The sequence below is a fragment of the Streptomyces sp. A18 genome (assembly GCF_059026065.1).
This window is the reverse complement of record NZ_JBWLKL010000009.1, coordinates 177,024-197,289: the sequence shown is the minus strand read 5'-3', so window position 1 is coordinate 197,289 and position 20,266 is coordinate 177,024. Positions and strand designations below refer to the sequence as shown.

Genomic DNA, 20,266 nt, shown 5'->3' with positions numbered 1-20,266 from the left:
GCGCAAGTCCCCCCTATCAGCCGACTTTCCGTTAATTGCGGTTGCGGGGGCTGGGGCCTGCGCTTGGGGGCGGCTGAGGCTCGCGGACGCGGCGGCTGGGGCTCCGAACCCGGGGGGCTCGGGCTCACGGACCCGGCGGCTGGGGCTCCGAACCCGGGGACTCGGGCTCACGGACCCGGCAGCTCAGGCTCACGGACGCGGGGACTCGGGCTCACGGACCCGGCAGCTCAGGCTCACGGACGCGGCGGCGCGGGCTCGCGGACGCGAGGGCCTCTAGCCCCGCCCTCCCTGAAAAGCCACCTCCGCTCGCCCGAACACCGGGGCGAGCACCAGCTGTGCCGCGCCCTCCGCGACGCCCCTTTCACCCCCGGACGCCACCGCGACCGGGATCTCCCTGCCCCCGCCGCCCCTTCGCGCGCGTTCGGCGACGACCGTGCCCACCCCTCGTACGAAGCGCTCCTCGTCCGCGAGTACCGCCCTGCCCCCCAGCAGTACGCGATCGATGTCGAGCAGGCTGACCAAGTTGCCCGCCCCCGCCCCGAGCACCCGCGCCGCCTCGTCCAGGTCCCCCCGCGCGACCGCCGCCAGGCACAGCGCCTCGATGCAGCCGCGGTCTCCGCAGCCGCACTCCGGGCCGTCCAGCTGGATCACCTGGTGGCCGAACTCGCCCGCCCCCGTCCGCGCCCCCCGGTAGAGACTCCCGCCCAGTACGAGGCCCGCGCCCAGGCCCGTACCGAGGTGCAGATACGCGAAGGACTCCGCCGCACCGCCCAGCGCGAGACCCAGCGCGGCGGCGTTCGTGTCCTTGTCCACCACCACCGGAAGCCCGAGGCGGCCCGCGAACGCGTCCCGCAGCGGGAAGCCGTCCCACGCGGGAAACCCCGTCACGCGGTGCAGCACCCCGTCGGAGTGGTCGAGCGGGCCCGGGAGCGCGACGCCGACGCCGAGCACCCCCGCGTCCCCCGGCACCCGGTCCTGGACCAGCTCCCGGGTCACCCCCACCGCCACGTCGACGACCGCCACCGCGCCATCACCGAACTCCAGCGGCGCCCGCCGTTCCGCGACCACGTGGCCCGTCAGATCGGCGAGTACCGCCGTCAGTTCGTCGCGGTCCAGGTGGAGGCCGACCGCGTGACCGGCGTCCGGGACGAGGCGCAGGAGCGTCCGCGGCTTGCCGCCCGTGGACGCGCGGCGGCCCGCCTCCACCGCGAGGCCCTCCGTACGCAGCCGCGCGGTGATCTTGCTGACGGCCTGCGGCGTGAGCCCGGTGCGCTCGGCGAGTTCGAGGCGGCTCACGCCCGCCTCGCCCGCCGTGCGCAGCAGGTCGAGCACGAGGGCGGCGTTGTGCCCGCGCAGCGCCGGCAGGTTCACTCCGGCACCCGTCCTGCCCGCGCCCGCCCTGCCGCCGCTTCCCGTGCCCGTGCCCGCCCTATCAGTGCTGTTCACACCCCCCATTGTCGCCCGCGCTTGCGCTTTGGCAACACCGTTGCTTAAGTGGAACGCATGACTGGTACCGGCTCCACAGGCTCAGCAGGCCCCCCTCTACGCGTAGCCCTCATCGGGTACGGCCTCGCGGGCTCCGTCTTCCACGCCCCGCTGATCGCCGCCACCGGGGGCCTCGTCCTCGACACGGTCGTCACGTCGAACCCCGAGCGCCAGGAACAGGCCCGCGCCGAGTTCGGTGACGGACTGCGCTTCGCCGCGTCGGCGGACGACCTCTGGGCCCGCGCCGACGAGCTCGACCTGGTGGTGATCGCGTCCCCGAACAAGACGCACGTCTCGCTCGCGACCGCCGCCCTCAAGGCGGGCCTCCCGGTCGTCGTGGACAAGCCGATCGCGGGCACGGCCGCCGAGGCCCGCGAGCTCGCGGCGCTCGCCGAGGAGCGCGGGCTGCTCCTCTCCGTCTTCCAGAACCGCCGCTGGGACAACGACTTCCTGACTCTCCAGAAGCTCATCGCGGACGGCGAACTCGGCGACGTATGGCGCTTCGAGTCCCGCTTCGAGCGGTGGCGCCCGCAGCCCAAGGGCGGCTGGCGCGAGTCCGGCGACCCCGAAGAGATCGGAGGTCTGCTCTACGACCTCGGGTCCCACGTCGTCGACCAGGCGCTGGTGCTCTTCGGTCCGGCACGGACCGTGTACGCCGAGTCCGACGTCCGTCGACCCGGCGCCGAGGCCGACGACGACACGTTCATCGCGATCACGCACGCGAGCGGCGTCCGCTCGCACCTGTACGTGAGTGCCACCACCGCCCAACTCGGCCCGCGCTTCCGCGCGTTGGGCTCGACTGCGGGCTACGTGAAGTACGGCCTCGACCCACAGGAAGCGGTACTCCGCGACGGCAAGCGGCCCACCGGCCAGGACAGTTGGGGCGAGGAGCTCGAATACATGTGGGGCCGCATCGGCTCCGGCGAGTCCCCGCTGACCGGCGGCGGCACCCCGGTCAAGACGCTGCCGGGCGACTACCCCGCGTACTACGCGGCGGTGGCCGCGGCGGTCCGCGGCACCGGCGCGAACCCCGTCTCCGCGTACGAGGCGGCATCCGCACTCGACGTCCTGGAGGCGGCACGCCGCTCGGCGCGCGACGGTGTGACGGTGGTCGTATGACGGCGCCCGCCGCACCCGCCGCACCCACCGTGGCCGAGCTGGAAGCCCAGGAACTCCGCCTGGTCCTGCCCCACTTCACGTACGAGGACGCCTGGGCGCTCGGCACCCTCCTGGTCGACCTGGCCCGCGAGCGCCAGGCCCCGGTGGCCATCGACATCACCCGGAACGGCCAGCAGCTCTTCCACGCGGCGCTGCCCGGATCCACCCCGGACAACGACGCCTGGATCGCCCGCAAGCGCCGCGTCGTCGAACGCTACGGCTGCTCGTCGTTCCTGGTCGGCACGCGTTTCCGTGCCAAGGGGACGACGTTCGAGGAATCCTCGCGCCTGGACCCGGACACGTACGCGGCGCACGGCGGCGCGTTCCCCATCGCGGTGCGGGGCGCGGGCGTGATCGGCACGGTGGTGGTGTCGGGGCTTCCGCAGGCGGAGGACCACGCATTGGTGGTGGAGGCGCTGGAGCGGTTCGCCCCATAGGGGCGCGGGGAACTGCGCGCCCCTACGGGGCACCCGCGGGTGGAGTCGGGGATGCCCCCACTGCCTCCCGCCCGGGGGTCGAGTCGGCGATCCCCCCGCCGACTCCACCCCGGGCCACCAAGAACCCGCCGCGCCCCCGCCCCGAAGGGCTACGCCTGCTTCAGTTCCTGCCGCTGCTTGCCGAGCCCCGTGATCTCCAGCTCCACCACATCACCGGCCCGCAGGTACGGCTTCGGCTCGGGCTGGCCCATGGCCACGCCCGCCGGCGTACCGGTGTTGATGACGTCACCCGGGTACAGGGTCATGAACTGGCTTACGTAGCGCACCACTTCGGCCACCGGGAAGATCTGCTGGGCGGTGGTCCCGTCCTGCTTCAGCTCGCCGTTGACCCAGAGCTTGAGGGACAGCGCCTGCGGGTCGGGGACCTCGTCCTTCGTCACCAGCCACGGGCCGAGCGGGTTGAACGTCTCGCAGTTCTTGCCCTTGTCCCACGTGCCGCCGCGCTCGATCTGGAACTCGCGCTCCGAGACGTCGTGCGACACCGCGTACCCGGCAACGTGCGCGAGCGCCTCCTCGTCGGACTCCAGGTAGCGCGCGGTGCGCCCGACGACGATCGCGAGCTCCACCTCCCAGTCGGTCTTGACCGACTTGCGCGGCACGAGCACGGTGTCCTCGGGACCGACCACCGTGTCCGCCGCCTTGAAGAAGATGACGGGCTCGGTGGGCGTCGCGGCCCCGGTCTCGGCCGCGTGGTCGTGGTAGTTGAGCCCGATGCACACGACCTTGCCGATCCGGCCGACGGGCGGCCCGACCCGCACCCCCTCCGCGTCGAGCACGGGCAGCTCGCCCGACTCCGCGGCGGACCGGATGCGGTCGAGAGCGGCCGTGTCGGCGAGCAGCGCGCCGTCGATGTCCGTGACGGTCCCTGACAGGTCCCGCAAGGTGCCTTCGGCGTCGAGCAGCGCCGGGCGCTCGGCGCCCGCCGTACCGACTCGCAGCAGCTTCATGGTCAATCTCCCTTGGTCGAGCGCGCCCACTCACCTCCGACCGATCGCGTGGCCCGGGTTGGGGCCTCCCCTGCTCGAGCGGAGTCGAGAGCTCGGGGAAGGGCTGCGGCCATCGGAGGATTGGAAGATCCTCCAAGGTCACCGTCCATCCCGCAAGACCCTGTTCACGGACCGGACCGTTACCCGGCGGTAGCCATCGCCCCGGCGCCGTACGGCATGTCGCGGTACAGAACGGCACGCTCGACCGCGCTCCAGGTCGTACTGGTGACCACGTACAGCGCGGCGGCCAGCGGCACGAAGGCCACAGTGAACAGCGTCATGAAGGACATGAACGGCATGACCTTGGTCATCGCGCCCATGCCGGGCACCTGCTGGGCGTCGGAGCCACCGGCGGCAGGCGCCGCCACGGCCATCTGCTGCTTCGTACGCCGGAAATTGAAGGTGGCCACGGCCGCGACGATCACGAAGAGCCCGAGATAGACGAGCCCCTGCGCCCCGAAGACCCCGCCGTCACCGAGCGCGTCCGCCCACCGCCCGCCGAGGGGCGCGGCGAAGAGCTTGTGGTCGAGCAGGGCGTTGGCCTCGCCGCCGATCCGTGAGCTGGAGAACAGGTGGTAGAGGAGGAAGAACGCCGGAAGCTGGAAGAGGCTGGGCAGGCACCCGGAGAGCGGCGAGACCTTCTCCGCCCGGTGCAGTTCGAGCACCGCCTTCTGCAGCTTCTCCGGGTTCTTCGAGTGCTTCTTGCGCAACTCGGTGATCTGCGGGTTCAGCCTGGTGCGCGCCTTCTGGCCGCGGGCCGATGCCCGCGACAAGGGGTGGACGAGGAGTCGTACGCAGGCGGTGAAGAGGACGATGGCGGCGGCCATCGCGGAGGCGTGGAAGAGGGGTTCGAGGAGGTCGGCGATGGAGCCGACCAGGTCGGCGAAAAGGGACATGAAGGCGGACATGGAGGAGCCCTCCGGGGGTCTCGTCGTGCCGAGGAAAAGAGGAAAGGGAGCGGGTGCTCTTTTCGGCATGACGGCCCGCGAGGGGGGCTCTGTGTATCGGTAGAGGTGCTGCTGTTCCCTACGCGGCCGTCATGACGAGACGGCCCGGTGCTCGGGGCCGCCTGCGCCCGGAGGCGTCGGGATCACGCTGCGGCAGGAACGCCGTGCGCTTCTCGCGGTCGCGGATGGCCGTACGCACCCGAGTGCGGGGCACGGCGGGAGCGCAGCGCGCGGCGATCAGCGAGCAGACGGCGAGCGCGGAGCCCGCCGCGGCGGTCGCGGCGAGCGCGACGGCGGCGGTGAGGCTGCTCGCGTCGAGGAGGACGACCTCGACGAGGAGGAAGAGGAGAAGGCCGGTGGGCCGGAGGGCGGCTTTCCAGCTGCGGAGTGCGTCCTGCATTTCCCGACCCCCCTTCACTGCTCGCTACTCGCCTATGACGTACTGCCCGTTATACAGGACCCGCCCCACCACCCGTAAGGAGGCTTCGAGGCACCGTGGGCAGCATCACCTCGGCCGCATGGACTGCAGCTTCCCCCACACGATGAGCCGGTACTTGGAGGTGTACTCGGGGGTGCAGGTGGTGAGGGTGATGTAGTAGCCGGGAGAGCTGTATCCGTGCCCGGCTTTGACCTCGCTGCGGGGGACGGAGCTGATGACGGCGCTGTCACGGGCGGAGGTCTGGGCGAGCGTCTTGTCGACGACGTACGTGTAGATGGCCTTCTTGGTCTCGACGACCAGCTCGTCCCCGTCCCCGAGCCGATTGATGCGGCGAAAGGGCTCACCGTGGGTGTTGCGATGCCCGGCGAGCGCGAAGTTCCCGCCTTGGCCGGGCTGGGCGGTGCGCGGGTAGTGACCGACGTACCCCTTGTTGAGTACGCCGCTCTTGCTGATGCCTTCGGCGACAGGCACCCGTATCCCGATGCGCGGCATGCGGAGGACGGCGTAGGCCTGGTCCCAGTCGGGGGCCGGGGCGGTAACGGGTTGTTGCCGCCGGGTGGGCTCCTGCGCGGACTCGCCGCTCCCGGCATCCGAGGCACCCGCATCGGACGCCTCGGAACGGGGCTCGGGCTCGGGGTCCGAGGGCTGGACGGCGTCGGGGGAGTCGGCTGAGGAGGGGCTCCCCCACTCCCGCTCAAGGGCCTGAACCTGGCGTTCGGCGCCTTCGCGGGCCTGGCGATTGGTCCACCAGAGCTGATGGACGACGAGGAGCAGCAGCACGATCCCGAGGGTCACGGCGACTTCGGCACCACCCCACAACCCCCGCACGAGAGGGCTCTTCCGCGTCTTTCGCCCCTGCACGACAACAGGAACCCGTTCCGGCACGGCTACCACCCCTCTCCCCGGCCGCCCGCACGATAGAGGCAGCCCCGCCAAGTAGCCATGCCAAGCACCAACGCCGTATCCGCATGTCTGCGTGTCCGCCTCCGCGTATCCGCAACCGCATATCGGCACGACAACCCTGCTGTTACGCCCCCACTCGGCAGTACGGTGTCCCGTATGCGCCCCGACACGCCTGCCGATCACATCGCCGAAGCCGAGCGCCTGGAGCGGACCGCCGGCCTGTACCCCGAGGACTCCGAGCACCTCCTCCTCCAAGCCGCGGCTCACCTGGAGCTGGCGGGCGAACGCGACCGCGCGACCACGCTCTACGACCGCCTGCTGGCCCCGGACGCCCCGCACCCGGCGTCGGCCCCGACCCTGATCCGAGCGCTCAAGGCCTCGAACCTCTGGGAGTACGGCCACGAGGCAGAGGCAAGGGCGATCATCGACGGAGTCCGGGCGGCGTCGCCGCGCGACCCGGCGCCGTGGGTGATCGTGGCGGAGTCGCTGGAGGCCCACGACGAACTGACGCAAGCGCAGGAGACATTCACACAGGCCCTGGACCTCCTGCTCGCAACGTCGTCCACCCCGTCAACCCCCTCGTACGAACAACGCCCACTCCTCTTCGGCCGCCACAGGGTGCGCCGCCTGCTGGGGGCGGAGCACGACGCGTGGGACGCGCTGGCGGACGAGGTCTCGACGTCCCCCGTCCCCTTGGACGAACTGCACGACCCAAAACGAATCTGGTCCCTGGGCTCGGACAACCCAGCGGAACTCCGCGCGGAAATCTCCCGAATCCAGGCGGAGTTGGGCTCATACAGGGAGGCGCTCTCCCGTCCCTTCCCGGTGGCGGTCCTGCACTGGCCGTCAACGGAACTGGAAGAACTCCTGACGGCGTACCCGAGCCTGGAATCGGAATACCCGTCCCACGAGGCGCACTTGGCGACGATAGAGGAATCACTGAGGGAGCTGTCGGCTTCCGGCACCCCGAACCTGGGGATCGTGACGGGCACGGTCCCGTCGTACGAGGCATTCGCGGCATCGGAGGGCTCGGACCCGAGAGACGCCTCCCTGCTACCGCAGTACGCGACGACACTGGCGGCACGGGGGCTGGCTGTGGGGTGGCCGCCGGGGGTGGGGGCGGGGTGTTGGTGTGGGTCGGGGACCCCGTACGGCGAGTGCCACGGGAGGCCGTAGCGGCACGGCGTATCGCCGAATGTCTGCGGTCATGGGTCCTTCAGGATCATTGACCGGAACCTAAGCCCCCTATTTCCGCACTCACGCCCCATATGAAACGTGTGTGCGATATCGTCACAGCTGAAAATTGGAACTGCCGAGCCGTTGTTGCCTGCTTCCGCAGACGCAGTCCCGCGCTTCAGAGGAACACGACAGCCATGCTTGATGCGCCCTCCGCCGGCCGGCGCCGCCATCACGGCGCCACCGGCATCACCCAGGCCTCCCGCCTCATCGGCTTCCCAGGTCTCCTCGGGCGCACGCCTCTACCGGTAAGCCCGGTCAGTTTGCGCCCCGAATAAACCCAGGCGTGCATTTCGCGGACTCTGGATTTCACGGCTTCACCAACTTCGGTGAGCCGGCACGTACTCGGGGTACTGGCGCCACGCTCGGCCCGGTTAGGAGACCAAGTGAGCAGCGGACTCGACCAGATATACGGCGTCTTCCGCGACCTCCTCGACACCAGCACGCCCGCCGAAGCGGTGAAGAAGCTGGAGATCCTGGGCGTCGACGAAGAGCGGATTCAACACATCCGCGAGTTCCACGAACAGCAATTGCTCGCGATCAAGGAGATGGAGGAGCCGCGGGTAGCGGTCAACGGCAACCGGGAGACCTGGTACACCGGCCCGCGTGAGAACGACCGCGCGTGGCCCGCGATCCAGCGCGAGCTGGAGAGGTCGGGCTGGGGCCCGGACGGGATCGAGGACCTCGACGCAGCATCCACGCGCGTCGTCTCGCTGCTCAATCACCCCAAGGAGCCCGGGTTCTGCACTCGCGGGCTGGTTGTCGGCTACGTACAGTCCGGCAAGACCACCAACTTCACCTCGGTGATGGCCAAGGCGGCGGATCGCGGCTACAAGCTCTTCATCGTACTCGCCGGGATCCACAACGGATTGCGCCGCCAGACCCAGGCCCGTCTGGCCCAGCAGTTGGTGGAGTCGAACCCGACCGGCTGGTCTCAACTCACCGGTCTTGACCGCGACTTCGTCCCGACGGAGAACGCCGCCTCGTTCTTCGGTGGCAGCAACCGCACCCATGTCCTGTGCGTGGTGAAGAAGAACGCCACCGTCCTCCGCAAGTTCGCCCGCTGGCTGGAATCGGCCTCCGAATATCTCCAGCAGGCGCCTGCGCTGGTGATCGACGACGAGGCCGACCAGGCCAGCGTCGCCACCGCCTCGATCAATCCGCTGATACTCCGGATTCTCGACACCCTGCCGAAGGCGGCGTACGTCGGGTACACCGCGACTCCCTTCGCCAACGTCCTCATCGACCCGGCGGCGCAGGACCTGTACCCGAGCGACTTCATCGTCAACCTGCCGCAGCCGCAGGGGCACTTCGGCACCGAGGTGCTCTTCGGCAGGTACGCCCTCGACGGCGAGGATCCCGAGGACGTGGACGACGGGTACGACATGATTCGCAGCGTTCCCGCAGAGGACATTCCTCTGGTCAGCCCTTCGACCAGGGCAGACGCCGACGGCTTCACTCCTGAGATCACCGACACACTCGAAGATGCCGTCCAGTACTTCTGGCTCACCACCGCCGCCCGCCGCGCACGTGGGGGCGGCAACAAGCACGCCACCATGCTGATCCACACCAGCATGCGGATCCAGGTCCACAACAGCTTCCGCGCACCGCTCAAGAAGCTTCGCCTGCACACCTTGGACCACCTGGACGCCCCCGACACCCTGCGGCGACTGCGCACCCTCTGGGACCAGGAGACCGCACGGGTGCCCGCCGAGGACTTCGGGGAGACTAAGGTCCCCTTTGACACGCTCCTCGAGGAGCTGCCAGGTGTGATCGGCGACTGCCGGATCATCATGGACAACTCCGACAGCGAGGACACCCTCGACTACGACAACGGCCCCGTGGTCGCCATCGCGGTCGGCGGCAACAAGTTCTCCCGCGGCCTCACCCTGGAGGGCCTCGCCGTCACCTACTTCGTGCGCGCCGCCTCCGCGTACGACACCCTGCTCCAGATGGGCCGCTGGTTCGGCTTCCGGCACGGGTACGGGGACCTCCCGCGCGTGTGGATGACGGACGACCTCCACGCCTCCTTCCGACATCTGGCCACGGTCGAGGCCGACATGCGGCGCGACATCGACGTATACCTCCACGAGAACGAGACCCCGCAGACGTTCGCGGTGCGCTTGCGCACCCACCCGCTGCTGCGGGTGACCGCCGCGGCCAAGATGCAGTCCGCCATCAGGGCAAGTGCGGCCTACGGCGGGCGCCGGATCCAGACCCGTTACTTCCATACTTCCGCCGAGTGGCTGCGCGGCAACCAGGAGGCTGCTCGCGACCTGGTGCGTCGCGCCGTCGCCGAGGCCGTTACACAGGACTCTCGCCCTGAGGACGGCCGTCATGTCCTGCACGGTGTCCCGCACACCGACGTGCTCGACTTCTTGGGCCGGTACCGCTTCCACGAGAGCTCCCAGGAGTGCGACGCGGAACTGATCTCGGCGTACATCCAGCGGCGCGCCCAGAGGGGCTCTCTCTTGCGCTGGAACGTCGCGATCGTGGGCAACCGCGCTGACGGCACCGAGACGGACTTCGCCTTCGCCCCGGACGTCGCCGTCGGTCGCATCACTCGTGCCCGGCTCCACAACCCCACGGGGGAAACGGACTTCGCGGACATCAAGACCCTGATGAGCCGGCCCGATGCCTCCGTCGACCTGTCGAACGTCCCCCGTGGGCTCACGGAGAAGGAGATCAAGCGGGAACGCCGCGAGCAGCTTCCGGACACCGGCCTTCTCGTGCTGTACCCGATCGACAAGGACTCCCGCCCCTCCGAGCAGCGCAAGGAGTCCCGTGAGCCCCTCGACGCCGCGGACCACGTGATCGGCGTCGGGCTCGTCTTCCCGGAACCCGGACAGGACAGCGAGGTCGACTGGGACGGCGGCTACATCTCGGCCGACCTCTCCGGCCTCCGACTGGAGGACACCCACGACGAGGACCTTCGTACCCTCGAAGGCGAGGACGCCGCGTGAGTGACATGTTTCGGCAAGCGCTGGAGGAGAGTTGGCGGGATCTCCTGATTGCTCCCGTGTCCGCGGACAACCGGCTCCGCACAGCGCCGCTGCCCGTCACCACGTCACGCGGCCCGGTTCTCGCGGCCGTCGACCACGAGGGTCATCGCCACCTGCTCGTGCCCATCGCCGGGAACCAACATGTCCGCGAGATCCGGGACGGCCAGGTCCTGCACCTTCGCAAGCGCCCCCTGGAGGACGAGGAGGTCTACCAGTACTACGCCGACCTCGGCTGCCTGCGTCACGACCTCGACGACGTCTTCACCGGGCTCGGAGAGAACGTCCTGCGGGAGATGGCCCGGCTCGGTGAGGACGAGCAGACGCCCGCGTCCTCCCAGACGCTCAAGGCCCTGCACCGAGTCCTGGATCGCTGGCGAGCGCTGTTTCGCACACACGGGACTCTGCTGGGTCCCGTGCAACTCGCGGGCCTGTACGGCGAACTACGCATACTGCTCCGGCTACTGGCAGAGAACCCCAGCGCCCACCGGCTGTGGACAGGGCCGCGCGGGCGCGCTCACGACTTCACCTCTGGAACCGACGCAATCGAGGTGAAGACCACCACCGGCGATGCGCTACGGATACGCGTCCACGGCCTGCGCCAACTGGAACCACCGGAGGGAGGCAGCCTCCAGCTCGCCTGCCTGCGGGTCGAGCGCGCCCCCGAGGGCGGCGAGGGGGCGAGCGTCGTGGACCTTGTGGAACGGGCGCTGCGCCTGTGCGACGACGAGAGCACGTTGCTCGGCCTCCTCGCCGAGATCGGCTACCACACCGTCGACACGGAGCGTTACCGGACGACCCGATTCCTCGTACGCGAGGAGCGGTGGTACGCGGTGGCCGCGGGCTTCCCCCGCCTCACGACGGCCGACCTCGCCGTCGCAGAGGTGCCCGGCAACGTGACCGACGTCGAATACACGGTGGACCTCACCGTTTCCCCGCCCGACCCCCTCCCGATGACACGGGTGGAGAGACACCTGGCCGCCATGCTCGGGGAGAGCCAGTGACAGACGTTCGCACCGAACCGCAGTGGTACTCCCAGCCGTATCCGCCGGAAGGCGCGAGCGCGGCCGAGGGCATCCGCAACCAGCTCGGGCGCCCCGAGTTGGACCTGCTCACCATCCTCGTACGGGAAGCCGCCCAGAACAGTTGGGACGCAAAGGACCCGTTGCAGGAGGGACCCGTCCGCTTCGGCATCGACCTGGGGTACGTCGGCCCCTCGTATGCCGACTCCTGGCGCAGGCTCCTGCTGAACGGCGCTCCTTCGAACGACCATCTCGCACTGCGCAGGGCACTTCGCGCGGGAATCCGGATCATGACGGTCTCCGACAGGGGCACGAACGGCCTCGGCGGCCCCACCCGAGCCCACGAGATCTCCGAGGGCCGTCAGGACTTCGTTGCCTTTGTGCGGAACGTCGGTGAACCGCGCGACACCAAACTCGGCGGCGGTACTTACGGGTTCGGCAAGGCCATCTTCTACCTCCTCTCCAGTCTCGGCACGGTTCTCGTGCACACCCGCTGCCGCAACGACCGCGGGGAACCGGAGACCCGCCTGATCGGCTGCGCCCTGGGGCACAGCTATCGGGACAGGGACGAACAGGGCGACGAGCGGCGCTACACCGGCCGGCACTGGTGGGGGGACGCTTCCGGGGACGTGATCGATCCACTGGTCGGCGCCGGCGCGGAGGAGATGGCTCGCCAGCTGGGCCTCGTTCCCTTCCGCGAGGAAGAGACCGGTACGAGCGTCGTCATCCTCGACCCTCAACTCGACGGCCTGGAGCCCAAAGAGGCAGCCGCCTACCTCGCCGAGACCGTGGCCTGGCACCTATGGCCCAAGATGCTGGAACGCGCCGACGGCACCCTGCCCATGCAGTTCACCGTCACCTGCGAAGGACGCGACTTCCCGATCCCGGACCCTCGCACCACGTCACCGCTCAGCCTCTTCGTGGACGCCTACCGCCAGTTGGCCACGGAGGAAGGCCGAACGCTGTCGTGCCAGAGGCCCCTCAGGGAGTTGGGACGGCTGGGCCTCGTCCAGCGCCCGGTGATCCCTCTCGACCCATCCCCCGCCGCACGCCGGGCCATGGAGATGGTTCAGGTCGAGCGATCCGTGCACCACGTGGCACTGATGCGACCCGCAGAGCTGGTGGTCACCTACTGGCCGGGGCGCGAGACCGGTGCGGAACTCCTCTCGTACGCAGGCGTCTTCCGCTCCACCGAGGAGATGGACGCAACTTACGCCGAGGCCGAACCGCCGACGCACGACGCATGGAACCACCAGCGGCTGGAGGGCCAGGAACGGACTTTCGTCCGCACCACCTTCACCCGTCTCAAGGAGGCGGTCGACGAACTCCTCCAGCTGGGCGGAACCGCCCGAGAGGGCTCGGCGAACGTGGCACTGGGCGCGGCCAGCGCCCGCTTCTCGCCACTGGTCGGCGGGGCATGGGGAACCGGCGGCGCCACGGACTACGGCACCACCTCCACTGGACGAGCGACCGCAGCGCCGGACGACGAGGAGTTCCCGGGCAAGCCCGCCCGCGCCGGCGCGCGACGAAGTGGCCGAGGCACGGATACGGTGGACGCCTCGCCCCCGGACGGCGGTGCCTCCCGTACCCTCCGCCCTCGCGTGAAGTACGCGGGCGAGACGACGTACGAAGAGCGCTTCGGTCACGCCGTCCTCGTGCAGGCGTTCACCCTCCCCGTGGCGATCGTGCAGCGGGTCCGGGTGGAACTGGCCGTGGCCCTGCCCGGCATCGGAAACCGCGAGACCGACCCGCCCGCCGGCGCCGCCATGCCCGGCCTCGTCGGCTGGGAGGACGCGACCGGCACGCTCCACGCCTCGCCCACCTATGTCGTCGAGGGTGGCGACGAAACCGTCTGGCGCGCCGTCGTCCGCCCGGCTCCGGACACGATCACGGAGATCACCGTCAAGACCCAGGCGGTGAATGCGCCGTGAGCAGACTCGCCCTTCCCTACCGCTCACCAGCCACCTCCTGCGTCCGGGCCGAGCCGTGGCAGCTCGTCATCGACGGCGCTGCCATCGATCTCCCCGAGTCACTCGACTTCTGGGACTACCGCATGGATGTCGAGCTGAGCCGCACCGTGCACGTCGACCTGCCGCAGGCCCGTGCAGGAGCGGGCCTGACCGCCGGCGCGGTGCTCACCCTTGCAGCCGTCTGGACCGCCTCCGGCTCAAATCTGCGCGGTCCCGTGCAGCGGATTCCGCTCACCGGTGACGGCGTACGCACCGTGGACCTGCATGCCGTCCTGCCGGGGTCCCGACTGGGCGGTGTGCTGGCCCTGGAGACGGTGCTCGTCCTCTCTCGGAGCGCTGGGTCGGCCGCCCCGTTCGCGCCGCGCCGCGCCGGGTCGCTGCTCTGGGACGACACCGCGGCTCTGCGTCTCCAGGGCGATGCGCCGCTCTTCCCCATGACGGTGATCGACTTCGCCCACACCTCCTTCAGGGACGGCGCGGCCTGGCACCTGCAGCTCGGCTCGGACCTGAACGCCGCTGCGATGGGCTCCATGCTTCTCCTCGTCAACGAGAAGGCCGAGGAGGTGTCCGCCGCCTTCGCGCACGCCGCAAGACCCGCACCGGTGGATCGCGTCGTCCTCTCGATCGTGTACTCGGACTGCGCCCGCATCATGGTGGAACATGCCCTGCTCAAGGAAGAGTTCGTCGACGACGCGGACTTCTCCGAGGACTCCTTGGGCGCCACCCTCGTCAACCTCTTCCACCGGCTCTTTCCCGGCCGCAGCGTCCAGGACCTGCGGCAGCTCCGGCAGAACTCTCCGAGCCTGTTCGCCTCCGAACTCCAGGCCGCGACCCGCATCCTCCAGGAGGCATGATCCATGGCTCTCCTCTACCCCCGCCTCCTCGCCGGACAGGCCAAGCCGCTGCACCAGCAGTACAAGGAGATGTCGCTCCCCGACCTGACCGAACACGTCGCGTACCGCCATGAGTCCACGGTCTACGTCGCCACCGGCGGCGACCGGATCACGGAGGGACAACTGCGCGACTTGCGGGCCCTTGTCCTGGAGGCCGCCACACGTGCGGGCTTCCCCGAGGAGTCCTCCCGCGCTGCGCGGGCCCGCTTTGACCTCGACCTGGCGGCGCTCCTGCACAGCAAGATGGACCTGATGCCGGCCGAAGCCGCGTCCGGCGACGTCTGGGCCTTTCTCGCGCTGACCCTGCTCCCCGATGTCGCGTACTGGCGCTATCCCCGCCCGCCCGGCGACCGTGTAGTGGCCAGCGACCTCACCCGGCACGTCTTCGGCCGTCTGTGGTGGCGTGCGCACCTGGTCCGTGACCCCGCTGCGCCCGAGCCGTACGCGGCGCTCGACATCCTCGGCGAAGCCGCCTTCGACCAGATCTACGCCCGCCGCAAGTCCCTCGGCGGCAGCCCTCATCTGGTACGCAACATCCTCCACTCCTGGGCGGCCATCGACCTGCACGGTCTCCCCGAGCGTGAGGTACTGCGGGATTTCCTCAAGCGGCTCCTGAGGCTCGCCCCATTCGTCATCTTCGAGGCACTGGACGACACCGAGTTGCGTGCCGAACTGCGCGCCGTGGCGGAGGAGTCCGTGGCCGCGTTGAGGCCCGACGAACCGCAGCAGACCACTTCGGGGACCGCACCCACACCTACGATCCCGACGGAAGAGACGCGGATACCTGAGCCCGACCCGGCCTTCGCCCCACTGTCGGCGGCGGCACATGTCCCTGTGCCTCCCACCCGTCGGCTGACCTCGCTGGAGCTGTGTGCCGGTGCCGGTGGCCTCGCACTGGGCCTGGAGTACGCGGGCTTCGATCCCGCGCTCCTGATCGACAATCGCGCCGTCACCCTCGACACCCTGCGCCTCAACCGACCCGGCTGGCGCCTCCGCGAGGAGGACCTGAGCACACTGGTCCCGGAGTCGCTCGCCCAGGAACCGTCCCTGCGGGGACTCGACTTGATCTCCGGCGGCCTACCGCGCGTGAAGGCAGCGGCCGCCGTGTCCCGCGAACGTGGCAATGACCACGAACTCGAGGTTCTCCGCGCCACGCTCGATCTCACCCGGATCCTGCGTCCCCGCGCCCTCCTGATCGAGAACGTGCCGGATCTGATCACGAGCGAGACGTACGCACCGCTCCGGGACCATGTGCAGCAAGAGCTTTCCGCAAGCGGCTACTCCCCGTTCTGGTTCGTCCTCAACGCCGCCCACCACGGCGTGCCTCAGGTCCGGAAACAGGGCATCCTTCTGGCCTTCGCGAGCTCCGAGGCGGCGAAGGCATTCCGGGTTCCGCCCCGCTCCCCCGAACCCGTGGCCACCGTCGGCCAAGCGCTCGGACCGTCCATGGCCGCCCGCGGCTGGCCAGGCGCCGCCGAGTGGGCCGCGCTGGCTTCCGAGGTCGCCCCCACCCTCGTCGGCGGTTCCTGGGAACGTGGCGGCGCCGACCTGGGACCGACCGGCTCCAAGCGGGCCTGGGCCCGCATCGGGGTGGACGGCGGCACGGTCGCGAACGAAGTGCCGGACCCCGACTTCGAGTGGAACCCGGCCCGCGGTCGCGACGGCATGATGGCGCTCACCGTCGAGCAGGCCGCCCTGCTTCAGGGCTTCCCCAAGGACTGGGCATTCGCGGGACGCAAGACAGCCCGCTACCGCCAGGTCGGCCATGCCTCCCCACCTCCGGTCGGCGAGGCGCTGGGGCGCGCGATCAGTGCCGCGCTGTCGGCCGGGTGACGTCGTCGCCCTCCACCCGCTCCCCCGCCCCCGTCATCACCTATAAACTCGCTCACCATGACCGTCGCACTGCCTCACCAGCTCCCACCTGTGGATTTCCACATCGTGGACCTTTTCGCCGGCCCCGGCGGGCTGGACATGGCCGCGACGGTTCTGGGGGTCCCCTCGCTGGGGATCGAATGGGACGCCAACGCCGTGACGACGCGTGCCGCCGCAGGGCTCCGATCGATCCACGGCGACGTGCGCAATTACGGTCCGGAGAACTTCCCCGAGGCGAATGTCCTCGCCGGAGGCCCACCCTGTCAGAGTTTCACCGTCGCCGGCAGCGGGGCCGGTCGCCGTGCCCTGGACGACGTGTTGAAGTTCGTCCAACGCCTGGTCGACCGTGACGCACGCACCAACATCGACGCCGACCTCGCCGACATGGACGACGAGCGCACCGGGCTCGTCCTGGAGCCATTGCGCTGGGCGCTGAACGCGATCGACAACGACGAGCTCCGCCCGTACGACGCCATCGTCCTCGAGCAGGTGCCGGCGGTTCTCCCCGTCTGGGAGGCGTACGGGGCAGCCCTCGCGGGCGAGGGCTACTCGGTGGCCCACGGCATCCTGCACACCGAGGAATTCGGCGTCCCGCAGACCCGCCGCCGCGCGATCCTCGTGGCCAGACGTGACGGGCACACGGCCGCCCTGCCCACACCCACACACCAGCGCTATCGCAAGGGCGCCCCACGCCCTCCGGGCGATCTCGTGCTCCAGAGTTGGGTGGCCATGGAGGACGTGCTGACCGAGCGCATCGCCCCCTTCCGGGTCGTCTCGAACTACGGCACCGGCGGCGATCCCAAGCTCCGTGGCAGACGTCGTTCCTGCGAACCCGCGGCCACGGTGACCGGCAAGGTCTCCCGCAATCGCATCGTCACCGACGACGCGACGGAGCATGACCTCCCCCGGCTGACCACCGGCGAGGCAGGTCAGCTCCAGACCTTCCCGAAGCAGTTCCCCTGGTCCGGCGGCGACATCTCCCAACAGATCGGCAACGCCGTTCCGCCCCGCCTCGGCATCCACGTCCTCAGTGCCGTGCTCGGCCTGGCGGCCCCGGGTGAGGACGTGTGGCGCGCGCTCGCGGACTGGTCCCCGCGGGTCCGTGACGCGGCCGACGCAGTCGCCCCACACTGAGATCATGCCCGCCTCACGCCCGATCCCGTCGTCCCCCGACGTCTCCGCGCGCATGAGCAGGCAACCCTCTCGGGACACCAGACCGGAGGTGACCGTCCGCCGGTTGCTCCATTCCGCAGGCCTCCGCTACAGGTTGCAGAGACGCGTCCCGGGAATGGCCCGCAGCACGATCGACATCGCCTTCCCCGGGCCACGCGTCGCCGTCTTCATCGACGGCTGCTTCTGGCACGGCTGCCCCGAGCACGCCACCTTCCCGAAGTCGAACCCCGCGTTCTGGCGCGAAAAGATCAACAAGAACGCAATGCGCGACACCAGGACCACCGCTCACCTCGAATCTCTCGGCTGGACCGTCCTCCGCTTCTGGGAGCACGAGAAGCCGGAGCAGGTGGCCGTTCAAGTGGCCACCGTGATCCGATCGGCGAAGCAAGTGGGGCGCCCCGCATCCACCAGTCGGGGACCACGTCCGGCGGCTCGTCCGGGAAAGGGCACCAACTCCCGGCCGGTGCGAGCAGACGGGCGAACCGAACTGCCGTGAAACGGGCTTCGACGTCCGGCGATCCTCGGCTCATACCTCTGTTGCCTCGGCCTCGAAGTGCATCTGCGCACGATCCAACACCTCGTCTGGATCGCAGCCATGAGCCCGCAGCCAGTGCAGGAGGTCCGCGATGGCATCGATCGCGGCCTCTTCCCCGACCGCGACCGTCAAGCATGAACCCAACCCGCGCCCCGGAGCCCCTCTCCCGCCGTAGCAGCCGATCAGAGCTTCAGCACGATCGACCCGCATTCCGCCCGTGTGACCGGTCGGCGACCCGAGCCCTGTGCCCAGTTCGCACCAGGTGACCTTGGAGTCGCTCCGAAGGATCACGCCCCATCGGTCGGCGACGGCATCGAGCAGGGCCATGCCTCGCCCACTCTCCGCATCTACCTCGGCCGAGATCAAGGTCGGCAGCGCACGGGTATCGGGGTCGCTGACCTCGATACGGACACACGTGTCCTTCATCGTGAGACCGCATGTCGTGGGTGTCTGCGGGCCGACGTGCGAAATGACGTTGGCCACCAGCTCACTCACGCACAGCTGGGCCGCTTCGACTACGTGAGGCAACCCCCACTGAGTCAGATGAAGCCGCACGATGCGCCGCAGGGCTGCCACCTCCTCCGGCTCGGCCAGAAAGGGCAGTTCCCACGACTTTCGCAGCACCCGACATCGGCAGTCGGACATGCTCGACCATCCCCCTTCACACCGGGCAGGCCTCGCTTGTTGTGCCCGCCTGTGCACTCAGGGTTGCAGTGGAACTCTCAAAATGGAACTCTCACACCAGAGTTACGGGAGCACACGACTCTCGCGCACGCCCCTGGTCGTACGCCCTTGCTCCGCCGCCGATGCACGGGCACTCTCGGATCGATCAACAAGAAAGGCCAGGAACATGGCAGTTGGGCCGACCACCCGCCGTCGCCAGCTCGGCGCCGACCTTCGCCGTCTGCGCGAACGCAAAGGGCTCACGCTGGAGGACGCGGGCGCTCGCGTGGGCATCTCCAAGGCCACCCTCAGCCGGTACGAGACCAAGGAAGGCACGGTCAAGTGGCCTGCGGTGGATGCCCTTTGCCGCGAGTACGACGCGCCCGACGACGTACGCGAAGCTCTGGTCGAACTCGCCAAAGGGGCAAGAATTCAAGGGTGGTGGCGCTCCCTGGCCGACCCCGTCCCTGAGTCCATGAACCTGATGCTGACCCTTGAGGACGAGGTGGTGCGCGAGGACCACTATGCGTGCATGTACATCCCCGGTCTGTTCCAGACCAGGGCGTACGCCGAAGCCGTGCACCGGGCGTCCGAGGTGGGCTGCTCGGATCGCGAGGTGCAGCACATGGTCGACATTCGCATGAAGAGGCAGGCTCTCCTTCAGCGCTCCGAGCCACCCCACATCTGGACCGTCGTCGACGAAGCCGCCATCCACCGCGTCGTCGGCGGGCCCGACGTCATGCGGGAGCAACTGCAACACCTCTTGGACCTGTCCGGGACCCCACAAGTGACCGTCCAGATACTGCCGTTCTCGGCAGGGGCGCACGCGGCCGCAGTAGGAAGCTTCGCGCTTCTGCGGGGCGAGACCGAGGACTTGGATGTCGTCTACGTGGATCTCCTCGGCGGCGGGCTCTTCATGGAGAAGCCGAAGGAGCTCGAACGGTACAAGTTGGCGTTCGATTACCTTCGTGCACAAGCCCTTGATCTGCCATCATCCAGCGAAGCCATTCGCCGAAGTCTCATGGAGCTGTGATGGACGCCGGACGCCCTCTCCACTGGTTCAAGTCCTCCTACAGCGGGGGCTCCGGTACCGAATGTGTCGAGGTGGCGGTGACTCGGCGCAGGGTCCTGATCCGTGACTCGAAGCGCACCACCCACGCTCGACTCAGCATCGAGCCGAATGCCTGGGCCGGATTCCTCGCATCCATACGAGACATACCGCTGCCCTGACCCAGCGATCACCCCGCCCTCACCCAAGATCCGACCGACCTCCGGTGCCGCCCCGTGGGCTCCGCGGATCTCGCAGATCTCGTGGTTGCAAGAAAATCCCACGACACGCCGGTCGGGGAGCGGGCGGAGTGGGATTTTCCTGCAACTCGCCCCGTGCCGTACGGCCTGCCTCACCGCTCCCCGTGAGGGCGTCATCACGAGACGTTCCGCACCCCTAGGCCGGCTCCACGCCACCCGTATCCGACCCGGTGTGGCCGC

18 protein-coding genes are annotated in these 20,266 nt (G+C 69.5%); 12 read left to right on the top strand and 6 right to left on the bottom strand.

What is annotated here, in order from left to right:
- Positions 1–273: 273 nt before the first annotated feature.
- Positions 274–1,455: an ROK family transcriptional regulator gene (locus AC5P1C_RS17530; protein WP_493866760.1), complete on the bottom strand. Its 1,182-nt coding sequence runs from the start codon at positions 1,453–1,455 to the stop codon at positions 274–276.
- Positions 1,456–1,503: 48 nt separating this feature from the next.
- On the opposite strand from AC5P1C_RS17530, the gene AC5P1C_RS17525 reads away from it, so the two are divergent.
- Positions 1,504–2,604: a Gfo/Idh/MocA family protein gene (locus tag AC5P1C_RS17525; protein ID WP_493866759.1), complete on the top strand. Its 1,101-nt coding sequence runs from the start codon at positions 1,504–1,506 to the stop codon at positions 2,602–2,604.
- Positions 2,601–3,080 carry a heme-degrading domain-containing protein gene (locus AC5P1C_RS17520; RefSeq protein ID WP_493866758.1) on the top strand — a complete coding sequence of 160 codons (480 nt, stop codon included), beginning with the start codon at positions 2,601–2,603 and terminating at the stop codon, positions 3,078–3,080. The genes AC5P1C_RS17525 and AC5P1C_RS17520 overlap by 4 nt, the downstream gene beginning before the upstream one ends.
- Positions 3,081–3,229: 149 nt before the next feature.
- Here AC5P1C_RS17520 and AC5P1C_RS17515 read toward each other — a convergent pair whose 3' ends face one another.
- The 4 genes from AC5P1C_RS17515 to AC5P1C_RS17500 form a co-directional block, all read right to left on the bottom strand.
- Complete coding sequence (locus AC5P1C_RS17515; protein ID WP_493866757.1) at positions 3,230–4,087, bottom strand: fumarylacetoacetate hydrolase family protein; 858 nt, start codon at positions 4,085–4,087, stop codon at positions 3,230–3,232.
- Positions 4,088–4,266: 179 nt separating this feature from the next.
- Positions 4,267–5,034: a YidC/Oxa1 family membrane protein insertase gene (locus AC5P1C_RS17510; protein WP_493866756.1), complete on the bottom strand. Its 768-nt coding sequence runs from the start codon at positions 5,032–5,034 to the stop codon at positions 4,267–4,269.
- A gap of 118 nt (positions 5,035–5,152) precedes the next feature.
- A complete protein-coding gene (locus AC5P1C_RS17505; protein WP_493866755.1) occupies positions 5,153–5,473 on the bottom strand; it encodes a DUF6412 domain-containing protein in 321 nt (106 codons plus the stop codon).
- 105 nt (positions 5,474–5,578) lie between these two features.
- On the bottom strand, positions 5,579–6,397 hold the full coding sequence (locus tag AC5P1C_RS17500) for a class E sortase (protein ID WP_493866754.1): 819 nt from the start codon (positions 6,395–6,397) through the stop codon (positions 5,579–5,581).
- 174 nt (positions 6,398–6,571) lie between these two features.
- Between AC5P1C_RS17500 and AC5P1C_RS17495 the strand changes: the two genes are divergently transcribed.
- The 8 genes from AC5P1C_RS17495 to AC5P1C_RS17460 all read left to right on the top strand — a co-directional run bounded on the left by AC5P1C_RS17495 (position 6,572) and on the right by AC5P1C_RS17460 (position 18,076).
- Entirely contained in the window at positions 6,572–7,591 is a 1,020-nt protein-coding gene (locus tag AC5P1C_RS17495) for an SEC-C metal-binding domain-containing protein (protein ID WP_493866753.1), read from the top strand.
- A gap of 446 nt (positions 7,592–8,037) precedes the next feature.
- Positions 8,038–10,614, top strand: coding sequence for a Z1 domain-containing protein (locus AC5P1C_RS17490; protein WP_493866752.1), 2,577 nt, complete (start codon positions 8,038–8,040; stop codon positions 10,612–10,614).
- A 5-nt stretch (positions 10,615–10,619) separates the two neighbouring features.
- Positions 10,620–11,654 (top strand): PD-(D/E)XK motif protein, encoded by a 1,035-nt coding sequence (locus AC5P1C_RS17485; protein WP_493866845.1) that lies wholly within the window; start codon positions 10,620–10,622, stop codon positions 11,652–11,654.
- A complete protein-coding gene (locus AC5P1C_RS17480) occupies positions 11,651–13,603 on the top strand; it encodes a hypothetical protein (RefSeq protein WP_493866751.1) in 1,953 nt (650 codons plus the stop codon). Before AC5P1C_RS17485 ends, AC5P1C_RS17480 begins: the two co-directional genes overlap by 4 nt.
- On the top strand, positions 13,600–14,496 hold the full coding sequence (locus AC5P1C_RS17475) for a hypothetical protein (protein WP_493866750.1): 897 nt from the start codon (positions 13,600–13,602) through the stop codon (positions 14,494–14,496). Before AC5P1C_RS17480 ends, AC5P1C_RS17475 begins: the two co-directional genes overlap by 4 nt.
- Before the next feature lie 3 nt (positions 14,497–14,499).
- A complete protein-coding gene (locus AC5P1C_RS17470) occupies positions 14,500–16,368 on the top strand; it encodes a DNA cytosine methyltransferase (RefSeq protein WP_493866749.1) in 1,869 nt (622 codons plus the stop codon).
- Positions 16,369–16,425: 57 nt separating this feature from the next.
- Positions 16,426–17,541, top strand: a complete 1,116-nt coding sequence (locus AC5P1C_RS17465) for a DNA cytosine methyltransferase (protein ID WP_493866748.1) — start codon at positions 16,426–16,428, stop codon at positions 17,539–17,541.
- 4 nt (positions 17,542–17,545) lie between these two features.
- Positions 17,546–18,076, top strand: a complete 531-nt coding sequence (locus AC5P1C_RS17460; protein WP_493866747.1) for a very short patch repair endonuclease — start codon at positions 17,546–17,548, stop codon at positions 18,074–18,076.
- Positions 18,077–18,106: 30 nt separating this feature from the next.
- Here the strand turns inward: AC5P1C_RS17460 and AC5P1C_RS17455 are convergent, their stop codons facing one another.
- The gene (locus AC5P1C_RS17455; protein WP_493866746.1) at positions 18,107–18,760 is read right to left on the bottom strand and encodes an ATP-binding protein; all 654 of its coding nucleotides are present in this window, start codon (positions 18,758–18,760) and stop codon (positions 18,107–18,109) included.
- A 205-nt stretch (positions 18,761–18,965) separates the two neighbouring features.
- Here AC5P1C_RS17455 and AC5P1C_RS17450 point away from each other — a divergent pair, with 205 nt between their 5' ends.
- Positions 18,966–19,811, top strand: coding sequence for a helix-turn-helix domain-containing protein (locus AC5P1C_RS17450; protein WP_493866745.1), 846 nt, complete (start codon positions 18,966–18,968; stop codon positions 19,809–19,811).
- Complete coding sequence (locus AC5P1C_RS17445; protein ID WP_493866744.1) at positions 19,811–20,008, top strand: DUF397 domain-containing protein; 198 nt, start codon at positions 19,811–19,813, stop codon at positions 20,006–20,008. Before AC5P1C_RS17450 ends, AC5P1C_RS17445 begins: the two co-directional genes overlap by 1 nt.
- Positions 20,009–20,266 lie beyond the last annotated feature (258 nt).

Coding starts and splice junctions, on each gene's coding strand:
- AC5P1C_RS17530 (WP_493866760.1), bottom strand. CDS start 1,455: ATGGGGGGTGTGAACAGCACTGATAGGGCGGGCACGGGCACGGGAAGC.
- AC5P1C_RS17525 (WP_493866759.1), top strand. CDS start 1,504: ATGACTGGTACCGGCTCCACAGGCTCAGCAGGCCCCCCTCTACGCGTA.
- AC5P1C_RS17520 (WP_493866758.1), top strand. CDS start 2,601: ATGACGGCGCCCGCCGCACCCGCCGCACCCACCGTGGCCGAGCTGGAA.
- AC5P1C_RS17515 (WP_493866757.1), bottom strand. CDS start 4,087: ATGAAGCTGCTGCGAGTCGGTACGGCGGGCGCCGAGCGCCCGGCGCTG.
- AC5P1C_RS17510 (WP_493866756.1), bottom strand. CDS start 5,034: ATGTCCGCCTTCATGTCCCTTTTCGCCGACCTGGTCGGCTCCATCGCC.
- AC5P1C_RS17505 (WP_493866755.1), bottom strand. CDS start 5,473: ATGCAGGACGCACTCCGCAGCTGGAAAGCCGCCCTCCGGCCCACCGGC.
- AC5P1C_RS17495 (WP_493866753.1), top strand. CDS start 6,572: ATGCGCCCCGACACGCCTGCCGATCACATCGCCGAAGCCGAGCGCCTG.
- AC5P1C_RS17485 (WP_493866845.1), top strand. CDS start 10,620: ATGTTTCGGCAAGCGCTGGAGGAGAGTTGGCGGGATCTCCTGATTGCT.
- AC5P1C_RS17470 (WP_493866749.1), top strand. CDS start 14,500: ATGGCTCTCCTCTACCCCCGCCTCCTCGCCGGACAGGCCAAGCCGCTG.
- AC5P1C_RS17465 (WP_493866748.1), top strand. CDS start 16,426: ATGACCGTCGCACTGCCTCACCAGCTCCCACCTGTGGATTTCCACATC.
- AC5P1C_RS17460 (WP_493866747.1), top strand. CDS start 17,546: ATGCCCGCCTCACGCCCGATCCCGTCGTCCCCCGACGTCTCCGCGCGC.
- AC5P1C_RS17455 (WP_493866746.1), bottom strand. CDS start 18,760: ATGTCCGACTGCCGATGTCGGGTGCTGCGAAAGTCGTGGGAACTGCCC.
- AC5P1C_RS17450 (WP_493866745.1), top strand. CDS start 18,966: ATGGCAGTTGGGCCGACCACCCGCCGTCGCCAGCTCGGCGCCGACCTT.
- AC5P1C_RS17445 (WP_493866744.1), top strand. CDS start 19,811: ATGGACGCCGGACGCCCTCTCCACTGGTTCAAGTCCTCCTACAGCGGG.